Raw genomic sequence first — 18,335 nt, forward strand, 5'->3', positions numbered from 1 at the left:
ATCCGGCCCGGGCAAGCCGTGCATGATCCGCCCCGGGGTGCGCTGCATCACTTAGGCAAACCTAAGGTGACCTGCGGAAACGATCTTTGATCGATCAAATCGGTGGCACCCCCGGGCTGCGTCCGGGACACTGCCGGGCATGCCCGCACCCCTGCCGACCGGCCCTCTTGTCACCCGGGACACCCTCGCCGCCGGTCTCGCCGAGCTCGGTGTGCGGCCCGGCGAGACCCTCCTCGTGCACTCCTCGCTCAGCTCCCTGGGCTGGGTCAACGGCGGCCCGATATCCGTCGTCGCCGCACTGCTCGACGTGCTGGGTCCGGACGGCACCCTGGTCGTCCCGGCCCAGTCCGGCGGCCTCTCCGACCCGGCGCTGTGGGGCGATCCGCCGGTGCCGAAGGCCTGGTGGGAGACCATCCGGGCCACCATGCCCGGCTACGACCCGGCGACCACCCCCACCCGCGGGGTGGGAATCGTCCCGGAGACGGTACGGACCTGGCCGGGCGCCCGGCGCAGCGCCCACCCGCAGACCTCGTTCGCCGCGCTCGGACGGCGGGCGGCTGAGGTCGTCGCGGTGCACGCGCGGAACTGCCGACTGGGTGAGCACAGCCCGCTGGCGGCCCTGGAGCGGCTGGACGCCCGGGTGCTGCTGCTCGGCACCGGCTACGACACCTGCACCTGCTTCCACCTCGCCGAGTACCGGATACCCTCCCCGCTCGTCGCGGTGGGCCGCCCCGGCCCGGCGGGCTGGGAGACCCTGACCGAGGTGTCGATCACCTCCGAGCGCTTCGACGAGCTGGGCCACGACTTCGAACGGGACCGCCCCGCGGACCGCCCCGTCGTCCGCGGCAGGATCGGGGCGGCCGGGGCGCGGCTGTTCCCGCTGCCGGACGCGGTGGCCTACGCGGAGAGATGGCTGGAAGTGCACCGGCCCCGTACGGAGGAGCTCTGAACCCGGACCCCAGCAGTTCCCCACCCCCCGGCCTGAGTCCCCCGGCCCGTCCCTAGACTCGTGACCCATGCGAAGCGAGCCCGTGGTCCAGGTGCAGGCCCTGGTGAAGCGGTACGGCACGAAGACCGCGGTGGACGGCCTCGACCTGGTGGCACGGCAGGGCGTGACGGCCGTGCTCGGGCCCAACGGGGCGGGCAAGACGACCACGGTGGAGACCTGCGAGGGATACCGGCGGCCGGACTCCGGCACGGTGCGCGTCCTGGGCCTGGACCCGGTGCGGCAGTCGGCCGCGCTCAGACCCCGCGTCGGCGTGATGCTCCAGTCCGGTGGCGTCTACTCGGGCGCGCGGGCCGACGAGATGCTCCGGCACATGGCCAGGCTGCACGCGCACCCCCTGGACGTGGACGCGCTGATCGAGCGCCTCGGACTCGGCTCCTGCGGCCGTACGACGTACCGGCGGCTCTCCGGCGGCCAGCAGCAGCGGCTCGCGCTGGCGATGGCCGTGGTCGGGCGCCCGGAACTGGTCTTCCTGGACGAGCCGACCGCCGGACTCGACCCGCAGGCCCGCCGCGCCACCTGGGACCTCGTACGGGATCTGCGCGCCGACGGGGTCTCCGTCATCCTGACGACGCACCACATGGACGAGGCCGAACAGCTCGCCGACGACGTCGCGATCATCGACGCCGGCCGGGTGGTGGCCCAGGGCAGCCCCGAGGAGCTGTGCCGGGGCGGCGCCGAGAACACCCTGCGCTTCTCGGGCCGGCCGGGGCTGGACGTAATCTCCCTGCTCAAGGCGCTGCCGCCCGACTCCCAGGCCGCCGAGCTGACCCCGGGCTCGTACCGGGTGGTCGGCGAGGTGGACCCGCAACTGCTCGCCACGGTCACGTCCTGGTGCGCACAGCACGGCGTCCTGCCGGACCGGATCTCGGTCGAACGGCACACCCTGGAGGACGTCTTTCTGGAACTCACCGGCAAGGAGCTGCGCTCATGAATCCGGCACCCACCGGGACCGGCCGGGCCGGTGGCACCGGCGCCTACGCGCCGAAGCCGGGCGCGGCGCCGCTCCCCCGCATGATCGCGGCGCAGGCGGCGCTCGAGACGAAAATGCTGCTGCGCAACGGCGAGCAGCTGCTGCTCACCGTGGTCATCCCCACCCTGCTGCTGGTGCTGTTCAGCACCGTGGACATCGTGGACACCGGCGCCGGCGAGGCCGTGGACTTCCTCGCCCCCGGCATCCTCGCGCTGGCGGTGATGTCGACGGCGTTCACCGGGCAGGCCATCGCCACCGGCTTCGAGCGCCGGTACGGGGTGCTGAAGCGGCTGGCCTCGTCGCCGCTGCCGCGCTGGGCGCTGATGACCGCGAAGACGCTGTCGGTGCTGGTCACCGAGGTGCTCCAGATCGTCCTGCTGACGGTGATCGCGTTCGCGCTGGGCTGGTCGCCGCAGGGCAACCCGTTCGCGGTGCTCCTGCTGCTGGTGCTGGGCACGGCCGCCTTCTCGGGACTCGGCCTGCTGATGGCGGGCACCCTGAAGGCCGAGGCGACGCTCGCCGCCGCCAACCTGGTGTTCCTGCTGCTGCTCGTCGGCGGCGGGGTCGTCGTGCCGCTGGAGAACTTCCCGGACGCCGCGCAGGGCGTCCTCGGGCTGCTGCCCGTCTCGGCGCTGTCGGAGGGCCTGCGGGACGTGCTCCAGGACGGGGCGGGGCTGCCGTGGGGCCAGGTCGCGGTCCTCGCCGTGTGGGCGGTCGCGGGGCTGGCGGCGGCGGGCCGGTTCTTCCGCTGGGAATGAGCGGGCGGGGTGAGGAGCACGGGCGGGGGACAGGGATCGGCGGGGCGTCCGGACGGACCCTCGTGAAAGCGTGCACAAGCGGAGCCCTACGATGGGTCGCGTGCCGAACCTGACCCGCGCCGACGCCCAGGCCGCCCTGCGCAACCCCCTCGCCTTCATCGCCGCACGCTGGACCCCGGACCCCCGGACGGTCCGGCGGGCGGTCCTCGCCGCGCTCGTCATGTCGGTGGTCATCGTGGTCACCGGCGGTGCGGTGCGGCTGACCGGCTCCGGCCTGGGCTGCCCGACCTGGCCCAAGTGCACCGAGGACTCCCTCACCTCCACCCGCGAGATGGGGGTGCACGGTGTCATCGAGTTCGGCAACCGGCTGCTGACGTACGTGCTGTGTGCCGCCGTCGGCTGGGCGATCGTCGCCGTGCGCTCCCAGAAGCCGTTCCGGCGCAGCCTGACGCGGCTCGGCTGGGCGCAGTTCTGGATCGTGATGGGCAACGCGATCCTCGGCGGCATCGTGGTCCTGGTCGGCCTGAACCCGTACACGGTCGCGGCGCACTTCCTGCTCTCCTCGGCGCTGATCGCGGTGGCCGCCGTGATGTGGCAGCGCGTCCGCGAGGGCGACGGTGAGCCCCGGCCGCTGGTCGGCAAGCCGGTACAGCAGCTGGTGTGGTTCCTGGTGGTGGCGTCCGTGCTGCTGATCGCGGTCGGCACGGTGGTGACCGGCGCGGGGCCGCACGCGGGCGACTCCAGCGAGGTCGCGCGGATGCCGGTGGACTCGGCGATGGTCAGCAAGCTGCACGCCGTGCTGGCGTGGGTCGTGGCGACGCTGACGTTCGCCCTGTGGTTCGTCCTCAAGGCGGTGGACGCCCCCAAGGGCCCGCTGCACCGCACCCGCGAGCTGTTCCTGATCATCCTCGCGCAGGGTGTGATCGGCTACGTCCAGTACTTCACGGACCTGCCCGAGGTCCTGGTCGGCGCCCACATGTTCGGCTCCTGCGTGATGTGGATCTGGGTGGTGCGGGTCCTGCTGTCGCTGCGCGAGCGGCCGGATGCGCCGGCGGCCGATCTGCCGGTGCCGTCCGATCAGCCGGCCCGCGCCACGAGCGAGTCGATCGCCGGCCCCAGGTAGTCCCGGGTCAGCCGTGCCCGGCGCAGGACCCATTCCCCGTCGGGCGGTGCGGGATCCTCGTAGCGCCGCCTCCGGATGTCCGCGACGACCTCGCCGGGGGCCCCGAGGCCGGCCAGTACCTCCAGGGCCTCCCGCTTGGAGATCAGCCGGCCCTCGCGCACCGTGACCGTGGCGCGGGCGAAGGTCAGCAGACCCAGGTCGACCCATACGTCCTGCGTCCAGTGGGCGTCCCGGTCCACCTCCCGCCGCCAGAAGTCGCGCTGGTCGCGCAGCACGAACGCGGCGAGTTCGCCGTCCGGCACCGGCGGCAGTACGTCCGCGGGCGGCGCACCGTGCAGGACCCGGCCGAAGCGGTGCAGCTCGGTCCGGGTGACCGGGGTGACCGTCCGTTCGAAGAGCTGCTCGTGCGCCCAGGTCAGGTGGCGCCGCTCGGCATCCGGGGCGGTGTCCGGCGTCAGATAGGTGCAGTGCAGCCGGTCGGCGAGTGGCTCGTTGCGCAGGCGGGCGTGCAGCAGCGCCACCCGCCACACCGTCCGCGCCGTGACCGGGCGGTCCAGGACCGTGATCAGGTCCAGGTCGCTGCGGCCCTCCCGGTAGTCACCGCCGGCCAGTGAGCCGTGCGCCCAGACGGCGACCGGGGTGAGCGGCGCGAGCCCGGTGAGGAAGCGGTCGAGCAGGGCGTCGGTCGGCATCCGCCCAGTCTTCACGCCTCACTCCGGCCCGTACACCGTTCCTGAAGACTGAGCAGAAGTGAGCCCTCTCAGCCGCACGCCCCGAACGGTCTTGGGCGCACTGGTCCCCGGCGTACTCAGCCCCGAGTCGGCGACACGCATCCGGTGCGTGGTCCGGTCTCGGGAGGCCGGTTCCCTCACGACCTGGCCATATGGGTGTGGCCAGAGGCGACGGGGAGGCCCCGAACCATCACACCGGTGGAGCGGGGGCCCCGCACACTGGCGCCATACCCGGCGTCCCAGATCGCACGCTCACGCTAGCCCGGCCGGCCCAGGGCACCACAGGCTCGCGAACGAACCATCACACGATCGAGCTAACGCGGCCTCGTACGCACCCCCCGGCGAGCAGCTACCAACCCCCGCGTGCTCGCCTCAGGGGGCGAGTTCCAGGACCTCCGCGAGGACGGTCGCCGCGCCGGCGCCGGTGCGGGCGAGGGAGGCACCGGAGTCGACGTACACATGCGGGTGGATGCCGGCCAGGCGGGCGGCGTACCGGTGGTCCGGGTAGCCGTGCAGCAGGACGAGGTCGGTGCCGAGCCCGGCGGTGGCCCGGAGGAAGCCGCCCAGCAGCGCCGGGTCGGTGGCCCCGGGCCGGGTGCCGGATGCGCCGGGCCCCACGTGCAGCTGCAGGGGCCGGCCCGAGGCGACAGCGGTCCACAACAGGTGCCGCAGCAGCACCGGGTCTCTCAGCTCGTCCCCGGCCCGGCGTGCGGCCAGCCAGCGCGCGGCCGCGCCGCGCACCTCCCCGGGCCCCGGCGGCTGCGGGGCCAGTGCCGGACCCTGCCGTAGGCCGGCGACGGAGGTGAAGGCGACGGCGTGCGCGGCGGCTCCGTGGACGGACTCGGCGAGGTTGGCGAGGAAGGACTCCACCGTGCCGGAGGTGTCGGCGACCTGCTCGGCGAGTTGTTCGAGGCGCACGATCTCGTGGGCCTCGGCGGCGCCGGCCCTGGCCAGTTCCGCCGTTCCGGTGAGGTCGCCGGGCAGTCCGGTGTCGACGAGGTAGGTGGTGATGCCGCTGGCCCGCAGCAGTCGGCGGCCCGTCTCGGCGACGCCCAGCTCACGGCGCCGGGCCAGGTAGCGGGCGGGCGGGCAGTGCGGCTCCAGGCCCAGCAGGGGCGGGCACCAGCGGCGTACGGCGAAACCGGTCTGGGTGTCGAAGAGGGTGGTGCCCGGGGCGGGCGGGCCCCCGGTACGGGCGAGCTGGGCCTCGAAGGTGCCGAGGCCCAGCTCGGTACGCAGCACGCCGTGGCAGTACTGGTCCACGAGGGACGGCGGGTCGATCATCCGGGCTCCCCAGGTGGGCGCTGCGCTGGCTTCGCAGGGCCTAACGGTGAACCGGCGAGTAGGTGTTGCCCGGCCGCGGGGCTGCCGTGGCGCGGCCCGGCGTCCCCCGCCGGGCCGGCGCCGCCCGAGGGCGTGGTTCAGCCGTTGGCCGGGCCGCCGATCTGGAGGCCCGCCATACGGGTCCACTCGTACCGGCCGGTCCTGACCTTGGCGGCGAACTCGCCGTCGAAGTCGTCGTGGAGGGTGATGCCCGCCCGCTCGGCCGCCTTCTGGGCGATGGGGTAGGAGTGGGCGACCAGGTCGCCCCAGTCGCCGTCCTCGCCGACGAGCACGATCCGGGCGCCGCGCTGTCCGAGGTACGCGATCTGGCCTTCGGCTCCGCCGTGGGCCGTGGCGAAGCCACTGATCCTTTTGGCGAGCTTGGCCGCCTTCCGGTCGGCCTTGCGCTCGGCCTTCTGTTCGGCCCGCTGCTCGGAGGTCTGCTCGGCCTTCGGGTCCGACTGCTGCGTGTCTGCCATGACCAGGATGCTACCGACGGGTAGATCGAATCGCGACGGGCGGGGTCCGTGGCCTTGGCCACGGACCCCGCCCGGGGAACGCGTCGGAAGGGGCCACCACGGGAGGCGGGCTGCCGCGGGAGGGGCCTACCGCAGGAAGGGGTCCACCGCGACGGCCACGAAGAGCAGCGACACATAGGTGATGGACCAGTGGAACAGCCGCATCTCCTTGAGCTTGCCGCCGGTCACCTCGGACTTGGCCCGGTTGAGGAGCGCGTGCGCCTCCCAGAGCCACCAGCCGCCCGCGGCCAGCGCGACCGCGGTGTAGAACCAGCCGGTGTAGCCGAGCGGGGTGAGCAGCAGCGACACCGCGACCATGACCCAGCTGTAGATCACGATCTGCTGGGCGACGACCTTGTTGGAGGCGATCACCGGGAGCATCGGCACGCCCACGCGCGCGTAGTCCTCCTTCACCTTCATGGACAGCGGCCAGTAGTGCGGCGGCGTCCAGAAGAAGATGACGAGGAAGAGGACGACCGGCGCCCAGGACATCGAGTTGGTGACCGCGGACCAGCCGATCAGCACCGGCATGCAGCCGGCGATGCCGCCCCACACGATGTTCTGCGACGTACGCCGTTTGAGGATCATCGTGTAGACGACGACGTAGAAGAGGAGCGCGCCGAGGGAGAGCCAGGCGGACAGCCAGTTGACGGCAAGGCCGAACAGCAGGGTCGAGACGACGGCCAGGGCGATGCCGAAGGCCAGGCACTCGCGCGGGCTGACCATGCCGGTGACCAGGGGACGCTGCGAGGTGCGGTCCATCAGGGCGTCGATGTCGCGGTCGAGGTACATGTTGAGCGCGTTGGCACCCCCCGCCGACAGGTAGCCGCCGACGCAGGTCAGCAGCACCAGCTGCAGATCGGGCACTCCTTGCTGCGCCAGGAACATCACCGGAACGGTGGTGATGAGCAGCAGCTCGATGATCCGCGGCTTGGTCAACGCCACGAACGCCTTGACACGGGCCCCGATCGGCCGGTGACTCGGGCTCTGGCTCGTCCCGATAACCCCCGCAGGACGGGATTCAACGGCCGTCACTCGCACCCCTGACAGAGACATCCCAGCAAGCCCTCCCGATGAAGTGGCGGTAAAGGCTCGCGCGTACCACGCCACCTTAGACGTTGCCCAGACCCGGACATTCGCGGGGGTCGGCTCGTGTTGAACATGGTCGCTCATCACGGGGATCCGAGCTCGATTGAGCATCCGGATGAGCGGCTCCGTATTCATCTGCCGAATGCGCATACTTCCCAGTCAGAAGGCGGATCGCCGGGAGCCTGGGCACGCTGGAAGGACTCGGGGGAAGCGTGTCCTACGGGGGTAGGCTCGACACCGCCGGTATGTACCCATCCGGCTTCCGAATGCATGTGGAGAGGAGCCCTGACTCAGGGTGAGCACCAAGCCGACCACCGCAGACCTCGAGTGGACCGAACTGGACCAGCGGGCCGTGGACACCGCCCGCGTCCTGGCCGCCGATGCCGTACAGAAGGTCGGCAACGGCCATCCCGGTACGGCGATGAGCCTGGCGCCCGCCGCGTACACCCTCTTCCAGAAGGTGATGCGGCACGACCCCTCGGACGCCGACTGGGTCGGGCGGGACCGTTTCGTCCTGTCCGCCGGCCATTCGTCCCTGACTCTCTACACCCAGCTGTACCTGGCCGGTTTCGGCCTGGAGCTGGACGACCTGAAGGCGTTCCGCACCTGGGGTTCGAAGACGCCCGGACACCCGGAGTACGGGCACACCACCGGTGTGGAGACGACGACCGGGCCGCTGGGCCAGGGTGTCGCCAACGCGGTCGGCATGGCGATGGCCGCCCGCTACGAGCGCGGCCTGTTCGATCCGGAGGCCGCCCCGGGCGAGTCCCCGTTCGACCACTTCGTCTACTGCATCGCCGGTGACGGCTGCCTGCAGGAGGGCATCTCCGCGGAGGCGTCCTCGCTGGCCGGCCACCAGAAGCTCGGCAACCTGGTCCTGCTGTGGGACGACAACCACATCTCGATCGAGGGCGACACCGAGACGGCCGTCTCCGAGGACGTCACCAAGCGGTACGAGGCCTACGGCTGGCACGTGCAGCGGGTGGCCCCGAAGCCGGACGGCGACCTGGACCCGAACGCGATCTACGACGCCGTCCAGGAAGCCAAGAAGGTCACCGACCGGCCGTCGTTCATCGCGATGCGCTCGATCATCGCCTGGCCGGCCCCGAACGCGCAGAACACCGAGGCCTCCCACGGCTCGGCGCTCGGCGACGACGAGGTGGCCGCCACCAAGCGGGTGCTGGGCTTCGACCCGGAGCAGACCTTCGAGGTGACCGACGAGGTCATCGGCCACACCCGCGGGGCGCTGGAGCGCGGCAAGCAGGCGCGGGCCGAGTGGGAGAAGTCGTTCCAGGAGTGGCGGAGCAACAACGCCGAGCGCGCGGCCGAGTTCGACCGGATCGCGGCCGGTGAGCTGCCCAAGGGCTGGGAGGACACGCTTCCGGTCTTCGAGTCGGGCAAGGCGGTCGCCACTCGTGCCGCGTCCGGCAAGGTGCTCCAGGCGCTCGGCGCGGTCGTCCCGGAGCTGTGGGGCGGCTCGGCCGACCTGGCGGGCTCCAACAACACGACGATCGACAAGACGTCGTCCTTCCTCCCGGCGGACAACCCGCTGCCCGAGGCGGACCCGTACGGCCGCACGATCCACTTCGGCATCCGCGAGCACTCCATGGCCGCGGAGATGAACGGCATCGCGCTGCACGGCAACACCCGCATCTACGGCGGCACCTTCCTGGTGTTCTCCGACTACATGCGCAACGCGGTGCGGCTGTCCGCCCTGATGCACCTGCCGGTGACGTACGTGTGGACGCACGACTCCGTCGGTCTGGGCGAGGACGGTCCGACCCACCAGCCCGTGGAGCACCTGGCCTCGCTGCGCGCCATCCCCGGTCTGAACGTCGTCCGCCCCGCGGACGCCAACGAGACCGCGATCGCCTGGCGGGAGATCCTGAAGCGCTGGACGAAGGAGTTCGGCAAGGGCGCCCCGCACGGTCTGGCCCTCACCCGCCAGGGCGTGCCGGTCTACGAGCCGAACGAGGACGCCGCGCGCGGTGGCTACGTGCTGTTCGAGGCCGAAGGGCCCTCCGGGCAGAGCGCGGAACCGCAGGTGGTCCTGATCGCCACCGGTTCCGAGGTGCATGTCGCCGTCGGGGCGCGCGAGCAGCTGCAGGCGGCCGGCGTGCCGACGCGCGTAGTGTCCATGCCCTCGGTGGAGTGGTTCGAGGAGCAGGACCGGGAGTACCGGGACAGCGTGCTGCCGCCGGCCGTGAAGGCCCGCGTCGCCGTCGAGGCGGGCATCGGCCTCACCTGGCACAAGTACGTGGGGGACGCCGGGCGCATCGTGTCCCTGGAGCACTTCGGCGCGTCCGCCGACGGCAAGCTGCTGTTCGAGGAGTACGGCTTCACCGCCGAGAACGTGGCGGACGCCGCCCGGGAATCGCTGGCCAGCGCCCAGCGCTGACGCTCACACAAGACACGAAACGTAGGAGATGGAATTTCCATGACAGACGCACTCAAGCGCCTTTCCGACGAAGGCGTCGCGATCTGGCTGGACGACCTGTCGCGCAAGCGGATCACGTCCGGCAACCTCGCCGAGCTGATCGACCAGCAGCACGTCGTGGGCGTCACCACCAACCCGTCGATCTTCCAGAAGGCGATCTCCGAGGGCGACGGCTACGAGGAGCAGCTCGCCGACCTCGCCGCCCGCGGGGTCACGGTCGAAGAGGCCATCCGGATGATCACCACGGCGGACGTCCGCGACGCCGCCGACATCCTGCGCCCGGTCTTCGACGCCACCGACGGCCAGGACGGCCGGGTCTCCATCGAGGTCGACCCGCGTCTGGCGCACAACACGCGTTCCACCGTCGCCGAGGCCAAGCAGCTGGCCTGGCTGGTGGACCGGCCCAACACCCTGATCAAGATCCCGGCGACCGAGGCCGGCATCCCGGCGATCGCCGAGACCATCGGCCTGGGCATCAGCGTCAACGTCACGCTGATCTTCTCCCTGGAGCGCTACCGCAAGGTCATGGACGCGTTCCTGACCGGCCTGGAGAAGGCCAAGGAGCGCGGCCTGGACCTGTCGAAGATCCACTCGGTGGCGTCGTTCTTCGTGTCCCGGGTGGACACCGAGATCGACAAGCGGATCGACGCGCTCGGCACCGACGCCGCCAAGGCGCTGCGCGGCAAGGCCGCCCTCGCCAACGCGCGCCTGGCCTACCAGGCGTACGAGGAGGTCTTCGCCACCGACCGCTGGAGCGCGCTGGAGCGCGAGGGCGCCAACAAGCAGCGTCCGCTGTGGGCCTCCACCGGTGTGAAGGACAAGGCGTACAAGGCCACGCTGTACGTCGACGACCTGGTGGCGCCGAACACGGTGAACACCATGCCGGAGGCGACCCTGGTGGCCACCGAGGAGTCGGGCGAGATCACCGGCAACACCATCGCCGGCACCTACGAGCAGGCCCGCGCCGACCTCGACGCGGTGGAGAAGCTCGGCATCTCGTACGACGAGGTGGTGCAGCTGCTGGAGAACGAGGGCGTCGACAAGTTCGAGGCGGCCTGGAACGACCTGCTGAAGTCGACCGAGGCGGAGCTCGCGCGCCTCGCCCCTTCGGAGGGCTGACATCTTGTCGAGCAGCAATCCGCTGCGTGACCCAGCAGACCGACGGCTCCCGCGTATCGCGGGGCCGTCGGGCCTGGTCATCTTCGGGGTCACGGGCGATCTGTCGCGCAAGAAGCTGATGCCGGCGGTGTACGACCTCGCCAACCGGGGTCTGCTGCCGCCGGGCTTCTCGCTGGTCGGTTTCGCCCGCCGTGAGTGGGCGCACGAGGACTTCGCGCAGGAGGTCCACGACGCGGTCAAGGAGCACGCCCGCACCCCCTTCCGCGAGGAGGTCTGGCAGCAGCTCATCCAGGGCATGCGGTTCGTCCAGGGCACCTTCGACGACGACGACTCCTTCGAGCGGCTGCGCGGCACGATCGAGGAACTGGACAAGGCCCAGGGCACGGGCGGGAACTTCGCGTTCTACCTGTCGGTGCCGCCGCGTTCCTTCCCGGTGGTCATCCAGCAGCTGAAGAAGCACGGTCTCGCCGACCAGTCGAGCGGTTCCTGGCGGCGCGCGGTGATCGAGAAGCCGTTCGGCCACGACCTGAAGTCGGCCGAGGAGCTCAACGCGATCGTCCACGAGGTGTTCGCCCCGGACCAGGTCTTCCGCATCGACCACTACCTGGGCAAGGAGACCGTCCAGAACATCCTGGCGCTGCGCTTCGCGAACACGATGTTCGAGCCGATCTGGAACCGGTCCTTCGTCGACCACGTGCAGATCACCATGGCCGAGGACATCGGCATCGGCGGCCGGGCCGGCTACTACGACGGCATCGGCGCCGCCCGCGACGTCATCCAGAACCACCTGCTCCAGCTCATGGCGCTCACCGCCATGGAGGAGCCCGCCTCCTTCGACGCGGACGCGCTGGCCGCGGAGAAGACCAAGGTGCTCGGCGCCGTGCGGCTGCCGAAGGACCTGGGCCGGGACACCGTGCGCGGGCAGTACGAGGCGGGCTGGCAGGGCGGCGCGAAGGCGGTCGGGTATCTGGAGGAGGAGGGCATCGACGCCTCCTCGAACACCGATACGTACGCCGCGATCAAGCTGGGCGTGGACAACCGCCGCTGGGCGGGCGTCCCCTTCTACCTGCGCACCGGCAAGCGGCTGGGCCGCCGGGTCACCGAGATCGCGGTGGTGTTCCAGCGGGCGCCGCACTCCCCCTTCGACTCCACGGCGACCGAGGAGCTCGGGCAGAACGCCATCGTGATCCGCGTCCAGCCGGACGAGGGTGTCACGGTGCGGTTCGGCTCCAAGGTCCCCGGCACGTCGATGGAGATCCGGGACGTGTCGATGGACTTCGCCTACGGCGAGTCGTTCACGGAGTCCAGCCCGGAGGCGTACGAACGGCTCATCCTCGACGTCCTGCTCGGCGACTCCAACCTCTTCCCCCGCACCGAGGAGGTCGAGCTGTCCTGGAAGATCCTCGACCCGATCGAGGAGTACTGGGACAACCACGGCAGGCCGGCCCAGTACCAGGCCGGCACCTGGGGGCCCGTCGAGGCGGACCACATGCTCGAGCGAGACGGACGGAGCTGGCGTCGGCCATGAAGATAGACCTCACGGACACCACGGCCAGCAAGATCAACAAGTCGCTGGTGAAGGCCCGCCGGGCCATCGGCACACCGGCGGTCGGCATGGTGCTCACCCTGGTCATCGTGACCGACGAGGAGAACGCCTACGACGCGCTGAAGTCCGCCGGGGACGCCTCGCGCGAGCATCCCTCGCGCACCCTGGTCGTCATCAAGCGCGTCTCCCGCTCGCACCGCGACCGTACGCGGTCCCGGCTGGACGCGGAGGTGCTGGTCGGCGCGGACGCGGGCACCGGTGAGACGGTGGTGCTGCGGCTGTACGGCGAGGTCGCCGACCACGCCCAGTCGGTGGTGCTGCCGCTGCTGCTGCCGGACGCCCCGGTGGTGGTCTGGTGGCCGGTCAACGCCCCGCCGAACCCGGCGGGCGATCCGCTGGGAGCGCTGGCCCAGCGCCGAGTGACCGACACCTACGCCTGCGAGCAGCCGGTACGGGAACTCGCGGTCCGCGCCGACTCCTACACCCCGGGCGACACCGACCTGTCCTGGACCCGGATCACGCCCTGGCGTTCGATGCTGGCGGCGGCCCTGGACCAGGTGACCTGCGAGGTGCAGGGCGTCGAGGTGGAGGGCGAGGAGTCCAACCCGAGCTGCGAGCTGCTGGCGATGTGGCTCGCGGACCGGCTGGACGTCCCCGTGAAGCGTTCGCTGTCCGCCGGCCCCGGGCTCACGGCGGTCCGTCTGACGACGGACTGCGGCCCGATCGTGCTGGACCGGGCCGACGGTTCGCTGGCGACGCTGTCGATCCAGGGGCAGCCCAAGCGTGCGGTGGCGCTCAAGCGCCGGGTCACGTCGGAGCTGATCGCGGAGGAACTGCGCCGGCTGGACCCGGACGACACGTACGCGTCGGCGTTGCGGTACGGGGTCGAGCGGCTGAGGAACCCGGCGCACAGGCCGGCGGCGGGTCCGGGGGCGTCGAAGGCGCCGTCGGGCGAGCGGCTGGCGGCGGTGTCGCGCGGGCTGACCGAGGCGTCGAGCGCGCTCGACGAGGTGTCGCGGGCGCTCGACGAGGCGTCGGGGTCTCCGAAGGAGTCGGCGCGGGAGCCCGAGGCGTCGGGTGACTCCGGGAAGCGGCCGGCCGGTGAGTCGCCGGCCAAAGGAGCAGGGAGCCCCGCTCCCGTCGAAGCAGTTGCGGAAGGTGCCCGGGGCCCGGCGTCGGCGCAGGCACCGGTGAACCGGGCGGTGGCGAAGTGAGTAGGGCACCGCAGCTCGTCGTGCACCGCGACAAGGAGCTGATGGCCCAGGCCGCGGCGGCCCGGCTGATCACCAGGGTCGTGGACGCGCAGGCCTCGCGGGGTTCGGCGTCCGTGGTCCTGACCGGCGGCCGCAACGGCAACGGCCTGCTGGCCGCGCTCGCGGCGGCGCCCGCCCGGGACGCGGTCGACTGGGGCCGGATCGACCTGTGGTGGGGCGACGAGCGGTTCCTGCCGGACGGGGACCCGAAGCGCAATGTCACCCAGGCCCGCGCGGCGCTGCTCGACGCGGTGCCGCTGGACCCGGAGCGCGTGCACGCCATGCCCGCGTCCGACGGACCGCACGGCACCGACGTGGACACGGCGGCGGCCGCGTACGCCGAGGAGCTGGCGCGTGCCGCGGGCCCGACGGACCACGGCGGGGTGCCGGAGTTCGACGTGCTCATGCTGGGCGTCGGCCCGGACACGCACGTGGCGTCCCTCTTCCCGGAACTGCCCGCGGTCCGGGAGACGGAGCGCACGGTGGTCGGCGTCCATGGCGCGCCCAAGCCGCCGCCGACCAGGGTGACGCTCACCCTGCCGGCGATCCGCGCGGCCCGCGAGGTGTGGCTGCTGGCGGCCGGCGAGGACAAGGCGGAGGCCGCGGCGATCGCCCTGTCGGGCGCGGGCGAGATCCAGGCCCCGGCGGCGGGCGCGTACGGCCGGGCCCGCACCCTGTGGCTGCTGGACTCGGCGGCGGCCTCGCAGCTGCCGCGGTCGATGTATCCACCGGCGTCGGCGTAGCGCCCGCGGCGCACGACACGCACGGACCCCCGCTTCGTCAGGAAGCGGGGGTCCGTGCGTTCCGGGCGGGACGGTGTCCGTCACTTCACCGAGCCCGCCATCACCCCCTGCACGAAGTGCCGCTGGAAGGCGAAGAACACGGCCACCGGCACCACCAGGGACAGGAACGCGCCCGGCGCGAGCACGTCGATGTTGCTGCCGAACTGACGGATCTGTGACTGGAGTTCCACCGTCAGCGGCTGCGAGGAGCTGTCGGCGAAGAGGAGGGCGACCAGCATGTCGTTCCAGACCCACAGGAACTGGAAGATGGCGAGGCTGGCGATCGCCGGCCGCCCGACGGGCAGGATCAGCCGGGTGAAGATGCGCCACTCGCTGCCGCCGTCCATCCGGGCGGCCTCCAGCATTTCCTTGGGCATCTCGGCGAAGTAGTTGCGCAGCAGGAACACCGCGAACGGCAGCCCGTACGCCACATGGAACAGCACGACGCCGGGGATGGTGCCGAACAGCCCCAGCTGGCCGAAGAGTTTGGCGACCGGCAGCAGTCCGACCTGCACGGGGACCACCAGCAGCGCCACCACGAGCAGGAAGATCGCGTCGCGTCCGGGGAAGTCCAGCCAGGCGAAGGCGTATCCGGCGAGCGCCGCGACGACCACGACCAGGACCGTGGTCGGCACCGAGATCAGCACGGTGTTCCAGAACGCCTGCGTCATCCCCGAGTTCTTCAGCAGGGCCGCGTAGTTGTCGAAGGACAGCTGCCCGGGGCTGGTGAGCACCGTCCACCAGCCGCCCTTGGCCGTGTCCTGTGCGGACCGCAGCGAGGAGAGGAACAGGCCGGCCAGCGGGGTCATCCACACCAGGCCGATCACGACCAGGAACGCCTGCACCACGGCGTTGCCCAGGCCGCGCCGGATCGCGTTCATCGCTGACTCCTTCGGAAGCGGCGGACGTTGAAGACCATGGCGGGGACCACCAGCAGCAGGAGCAGCACGCCGAGCGCGCTGCCCATCCCCTGGTCGTTTCCGCCGCCGAACGACACCAGCCACATCTGGGTCGCGAGCACGGTCGCGTCCTCCTGCACGGGTCCGGGCGCGATGATGTAGACGAGGTCGAAGACCTTCATCACGTTGATCACCAGGGTCACGAAGACGACGGTGAGGACCGGTGCGAGCAGCGGGACGGTGATCCGGCGGAAGATCTGCCACTCGTTCGCGCCGTCCATCCGCGCCGCCTCCAGCGCGTCCCGCGGCAGGGCCGAGAGTCCCGCGCCGATCAGCACCATCGCGAACCCGGTCCAGATCCACAGGTAGGACCCGATGATCGCCGGGGTGACCAGGGTGGGTCCGAGCCAGGAGATGCCGTCGTAGGGGGGCGCGAAGTTGGCGGCGGGCAGCTTGACCGCGTACGAGCCGCCGTCCAGGCCGGTGAAGCGGAACGAGCCGTCGGCGGCGGTCGTCGTGCTCGCGACGGTCCGTCCGTCGCGGACCGCCTCGACCGTCATCCCGGGCAGTCCGCTCTCCTGCCGGTCGACCACGCCCGGCTCTCCTCCCCCGCCGGGGGTGAAGTCGAGGTAGACCACTCCGCGGACCTCGTCGGCGCCCGCCTCCTGGCGGGTGGCCGCCGGGTGGGCGGGCGCGGCGTCGCCGGGCAGGTCCTTGGGGGCGACACCGACCAGGCCGAGGGCGGTGACGGTGCCCGGCGAGAGGTCCGCGCCGGTCGTGTAGGCGCCGTCGGCCTCCTTGGTCAGACCCGGTCCGGCGCCCCCTCCCCCGCCCCCGACGGCCTCGCGGGCGCGGGCCGTCGGGTAGGAGGAACTGCCCTTGAAGGCGTCGTGGACCGTGACGGCGGCGGCGTTCAGCACGCCCTTGTCGGGGTCGTCGTCGTAGGCGAGCCGGAAGATGATGCCGGCCGCCAGGAAGGACACCGCCATCGGCATGAACAGCAGCAGCTTGAAGGCGGTGGCCCAGCGGATCTTCTCCACCAGCACGGCCAGGATCAGGCCGAGGCCGGTGAGCAGGGTGGGGGCGATCACGACCCAGATCGCGGTGTTGCGGACGGCCTTGAGGGTGGCCGGGTCGCGGAACATCTCGGTGTAGTTCCCGCCGCCCACGAACCGGGTGCCGGAGGCGTCGAAGAGGCTGCGGCCGACGGAGAACAGCACCGGGTACACGACCAGCGCGCCCAGCAGGAGCAGCGCGGGCAGCACGAACAGCACGGCGACGATCCGCCCCCGCCGGCGCAGGCGCCGGCGGCGGGCACGATCGGGGTGCGAGGGAGCCGGGGGGCTCGCCTCCTTCACCAGGGTGGCGGTCATGGCCGTCAGTTCCCGTACGCCTTGGCCGCAGCCCTCTCCAGCTCGGCGGCGGTCTTCTTCGGGTCGGACGGGTCGCGCAGGAAGTCCTGGAGGATCTTCCACTCGCCGGTGCCCTTGGTGCCGCCGAAGGCCGCCGGAGCCTGGTCGGACATGTCGAAGCGGACCGAGTCGCCGGCCTCGACGAGGGACTCGGCGGTGGCGCGGGTGACGTCGTCGCCGTAGGAGGAGAGGTCGAGCTTCGTGTTCGGGGAGAGGAAGCCTCCGGCCTCGGCCCACACGGCGGCGGCCTCCGGTGTGGCCAGGTACTCCAGGAGCGCCATGCCGGCCTCGGCGTTCTTGCCGTCCTTGAGCACCACGGCCGCGTCGCCGCCGCTGACCACCGGGGCCTCGCCGTCGCCGACCGGCGGGAACGGGAAGAAGTTCGCGTCGGTGCCGATGTCCTTGCCGAACTGGTCCTTGGCGACGCCGGCCACGAAGTCGCCCTCGTAGACCATGGCGGCGTCCGGCTCGGGTCCGAAGACCTTCTCCACCGAGCCGGGGAAGTCGGTGTTCAGCGCTTCCTTCTGGCCGCCCGCGAGGAGCTGCTTGTCCTTGAAGAGGTCGCCGAGGGTGGTGAGCGCCTCGACCACCGTCGGGTCGGTCCACTTGATCTCGTGCGCGGCGAGGGCGTCGTACTTCTCGGGGCCGGCCTGGGAGAGGTAGACGTTCTCGAACCAGTCGGTCAGCGTCCAGCCGTCCTGTCCGGCGACCGAGAAGGCGGCGAGGCCGGAGTCGGAGATCGTGCGCCCGCCCTTCAGCATGGCGTCGTAGGTCTTCGGCGGGGTGACCCCGGCCTGTTCGAGGGCCTCGGGGCTGTACCAGACGGTCGACTTGTGGGCGGCCTTGAAGTAGAGGCCGTACAGGGTGCCGTCGACGCTGCCGTAATTGCGCCACACCTCGGCGAAGTTGGCCTCCGCGGTGCCCTGGACCTTCTTGTCCAGCGGCTTGAGCCAGCCCTGCTCGGCGAACTGCTTCAGCACGCCGACCTGCGGGACCATCACGACGTCGGGGGCGTTGCCGCCCTCGATCTTGCTGCCGACGACGGTGGAGACGTTGTCGCCGGTGGACACGAACTCCGTCTTGGCACCGGTCTTCTCGGTGAAGGCGTCCAGCACCTTCTGGAAGTTCTTCTGCTCGCTGCCGGACCAGACGCCGGCGACCGAGACGGTCCGGCCGTCGAGCGCCTTGTCGCCGCCGCCGGCCGCGACGGGCTCGCCCGAGCCGCAGGCGGTGGCGCCGAGGGCGAGCACCAGGGCGGTGCAGCCGGTGAGCAGGGTGGTACGTCGTCGCATCATCGTTGATGTCCCTTCGGAAAACGTTCGGAAATGCGTTCGGAAGCTTTCGGGATACGTGAAGTGAGCGGGTT

Annotated in this window: 15 protein-coding genes and 1 pseudogene; 9 read left to right on the forward strand and 7 right to left on the reverse strand. The window is 71.5% G+C overall.

What is annotated here, in order from left to right; translation table 11 throughout:
• The first annotated feature begins 139 nt into the window (after positions 1-139).
• The 4 genes from OHB56_RS10735 (at position 140) to OHB56_RS10750 (ending at position 3,860) form a co-directional block, all read left to right on the forward strand.
• Positions 140-949, forward strand: coding sequence for an aminoglycoside N(3)-acetyltransferase (locus OHB56_RS10735; protein WP_406352879.1), 810 nt, complete (start codon positions 140-142; stop codon positions 947-949).
• Positions 950-1,016: 67 nt separating this feature from the next.
• Entirely contained in the window at positions 1,017-1,940 is a 924-nt protein-coding gene (locus tag OHB56_RS10740; protein ID WP_406352881.1) for an ABC transporter ATP-binding protein, read from the forward strand.
• A complete protein-coding gene (locus tag OHB56_RS10745; RefSeq protein ID WP_406352883.1) occupies positions 1,937-2,737 on the forward strand; it encodes an ABC transporter permease in 801 nt (266 codons plus the stop codon). The genes OHB56_RS10740 and OHB56_RS10745 overlap by 4 nt, the downstream gene beginning before the upstream one ends.
• A 91-nt stretch (positions 2,738-2,828) precedes the next feature.
• Positions 2,829-3,860, forward strand: a complete 1,032-nt coding sequence (locus tag OHB56_RS10750; RefSeq protein ID WP_406352884.1) for a COX15/CtaA family protein — start codon at positions 2,829-2,831, stop codon at positions 3,858-3,860.
• Here the strand turns inward: OHB56_RS10750 and OHB56_RS10755 are convergent.
• The 4 genes and pseudogenes from OHB56_RS10755 to OHB56_RS10770 form a co-directional block, all read right to left on the reverse strand.
• Positions 3,815-4,552: a nucleotidyltransferase domain-containing protein gene (locus OHB56_RS10755; RefSeq protein WP_406352886.1), complete on the reverse strand. Its 738-nt coding sequence runs from the start codon at positions 4,550-4,552 to the stop codon at positions 3,815-3,817. The genes OHB56_RS10750 and OHB56_RS10755 overlap by 46 nt on opposite strands.
• Before the next feature lie 414 nt (positions 4,553-4,966).
• A pseudogene (locus tag OHB56_RS10760) lies at positions 4,967-5,875 on the reverse strand (amidohydrolase family protein); the annotation flags it as partial.
• A 137-nt stretch (positions 5,876-6,012) separates the two neighbouring features.
• Positions 6,013-6,393, reverse strand: coding sequence for a hypothetical protein (locus tag OHB56_RS10765; RefSeq protein ID WP_055591721.1), 381 nt, complete (start codon positions 6,391-6,393; stop codon positions 6,013-6,015).
• A gap of 126 nt (positions 6,394-6,519) precedes the next feature.
• Positions 6,520-7,488, reverse strand: a complete 969-nt coding sequence (locus tag OHB56_RS10770) for a heme o synthase (protein ID WP_326752052.1) — start codon at positions 7,486-7,488, stop codon at positions 6,520-6,522.
• Positions 7,489-7,816: 328 nt separating this feature from the next.
• Here OHB56_RS10770 and tkt point away from each other — a divergent pair, with 328 nt between their 5' ends.
• From tkt to pgl, 5 genes are read left to right on the forward strand one after another with little or no spacing between them, the layout of a single operon-like run.
• Positions 7,817-9,919, forward strand: a complete 2,103-nt coding sequence (tkt, locus tag OHB56_RS10775) for a transketolase (RefSeq protein ID WP_406352888.1) — start codon at positions 7,817-7,819, stop codon at positions 9,917-9,919.
• A gap of 39 nt (positions 9,920-9,958) precedes the next feature.
• Entirely contained in the window at positions 9,959-11,077 is a 1,119-nt protein-coding gene (gene tal / locus OHB56_RS10780) for a transaldolase (RefSeq protein ID WP_055591724.1), read from the forward strand.
• Positions 11,078-11,081: 4 nt separating this feature from the next.
• Positions 11,082-12,605: a glucose-6-phosphate dehydrogenase gene (gene zwf, locus OHB56_RS10785; protein ID WP_326752054.1), complete on the forward strand. Its 1,524-nt coding sequence runs from the start codon at positions 11,082-11,084 to the stop codon at positions 12,603-12,605.
• Entirely contained in the window at positions 12,602-13,837 is a 1,236-nt protein-coding gene (opcA, locus tag OHB56_RS10790; protein WP_326752055.1) for a glucose-6-phosphate dehydrogenase assembly protein OpcA, read from the forward strand. Before zwf ends, opcA begins: the two co-directional genes overlap by 4 nt.
• Positions 13,834-14,619 carry a 6-phosphogluconolactonase gene (gene pgl / locus OHB56_RS10795; protein ID WP_406352891.1) on the forward strand — a complete coding sequence of 262 codons (786 nt, stop codon included), beginning with the start codon at positions 13,834-13,836 and terminating at the stop codon, positions 14,617-14,619. The genes opcA and pgl overlap by 4 nt, the downstream gene beginning before the upstream one ends.
• A gap of 80 nt (positions 14,620-14,699) precedes the next feature.
• Here pgl and OHB56_RS10800 read toward each other — a convergent pair whose 3' ends face one another.
• From OHB56_RS10800 to OHB56_RS10810, 3 genes are read right to left on the reverse strand one after another with little or no spacing between them, the layout of a single operon-like run.
• Positions 14,700-15,539, reverse strand: a complete 840-nt coding sequence (locus OHB56_RS10800; RefSeq protein WP_326752057.1) for a carbohydrate ABC transporter permease — start codon at positions 15,537-15,539, stop codon at positions 14,700-14,702.
• A complete protein-coding gene (locus OHB56_RS10805; protein WP_326752058.1) occupies positions 15,536-16,930 on the reverse strand; it encodes an ABC transporter permease subunit in 1,395 nt (464 codons plus the stop codon). Before OHB56_RS10805 ends, OHB56_RS10800 begins: the two co-directional genes overlap by 4 nt.
• Before the next feature lie 5 nt (positions 16,931-16,935).
• Positions 16,936-18,264 carry an ABC transporter substrate-binding protein gene (locus OHB56_RS10810; protein ID WP_406352894.1) on the reverse strand — a complete coding sequence of 443 codons (1,329 nt, stop codon included), beginning with the start codon at positions 18,262-18,264 and terminating at the stop codon, positions 16,936-16,938.
• Positions 18,265-18,335 lie beyond the last annotated feature (71 nt).

The organism is Streptomyces sp. NBC_01635 (assembly GCF_045209715.1).
Taxonomy (GTDB): Bacteria; Actinomycetota; Actinomycetes; order Streptomycetales; family Streptomycetaceae; genus Streptomyces; species Streptomyces hirsutus.

What these genes read in the sequence shown, in the direction of transcription:
- opcA (WP_326752055.1), top strand. Translation starts at nt 12,602, where the DNA reads ATGAAGATAGACCTCACGGACACCACGGCCAGCAAGATCAACAAGTCG.
- OHB56_RS10745 (WP_406352883.1), top strand. Translation starts at nt 1,937, where the DNA reads ATGAATCCGGCACCCACCGGGACCGGCCGGGCCGGTGGCACCGGCGCC.
- OHB56_RS10770 (WP_326752052.1), bottom strand. Translation starts at nt 7,488, where the DNA reads ATGTCTCTGTCAGGGGTGCGAGTGACGGCCGTTGAATCCCGTCCTGCG.
- OHB56_RS10805 (WP_326752058.1), bottom strand. Translation starts at nt 16,930, where the DNA reads ATGACCGCCACCCTGGTGAAGGAGGCGAGCCCCCCGGCTCCCTCGCAC.
- OHB56_RS10750 (WP_406352884.1), top strand. Translation starts at nt 2,829, where the DNA reads ATGGGTCGCGTGCCGAACCTGACCCGCGCCGACGCCCAGGCCGCCCTG.
- OHB56_RS10755 (WP_406352886.1), bottom strand. Translation starts at nt 4,552, where the DNA reads ATGCCGACCGACGCCCTGCTCGACCGCTTCCTCACCGGGCTCGCGCCG.
- OHB56_RS10800 (WP_326752057.1), bottom strand. Translation starts at nt 15,539, where the DNA reads ATGAACGCGATCCGGCGCGGCCTGGGCAACGCCGTGGTGCAGGCGTTC.
- OHB56_RS10735 (WP_406352879.1), top strand. Translation starts at nt 140, where the DNA reads ATGCCCGCACCCCTGCCGACCGGCCCTCTTGTCACCCGGGACACCCTC.
- OHB56_RS10765 (WP_055591721.1), bottom strand. Translation starts at nt 6,393, where the DNA reads ATGGCAGACACGCAGCAGTCGGACCCGAAGGCCGAGCAGACCTCCGAG.
- tal (WP_055591724.1), top strand. Translation starts at nt 9,959, where the DNA reads ATGACAGACGCACTCAAGCGCCTTTCCGACGAAGGCGTCGCGATCTGG.
- OHB56_RS10810 (WP_406352894.1), bottom strand. Translation starts at nt 18,264, where the DNA reads ATGATGCGACGACGTACCACCCTGCTCACCGGCTGCACCGCCCTGGTG.
- OHB56_RS10740 (WP_406352881.1), top strand. Translation starts at nt 1,017, where the DNA reads ATGCGAAGCGAGCCCGTGGTCCAGGTGCAGGCCCTGGTGAAGCGGTAC.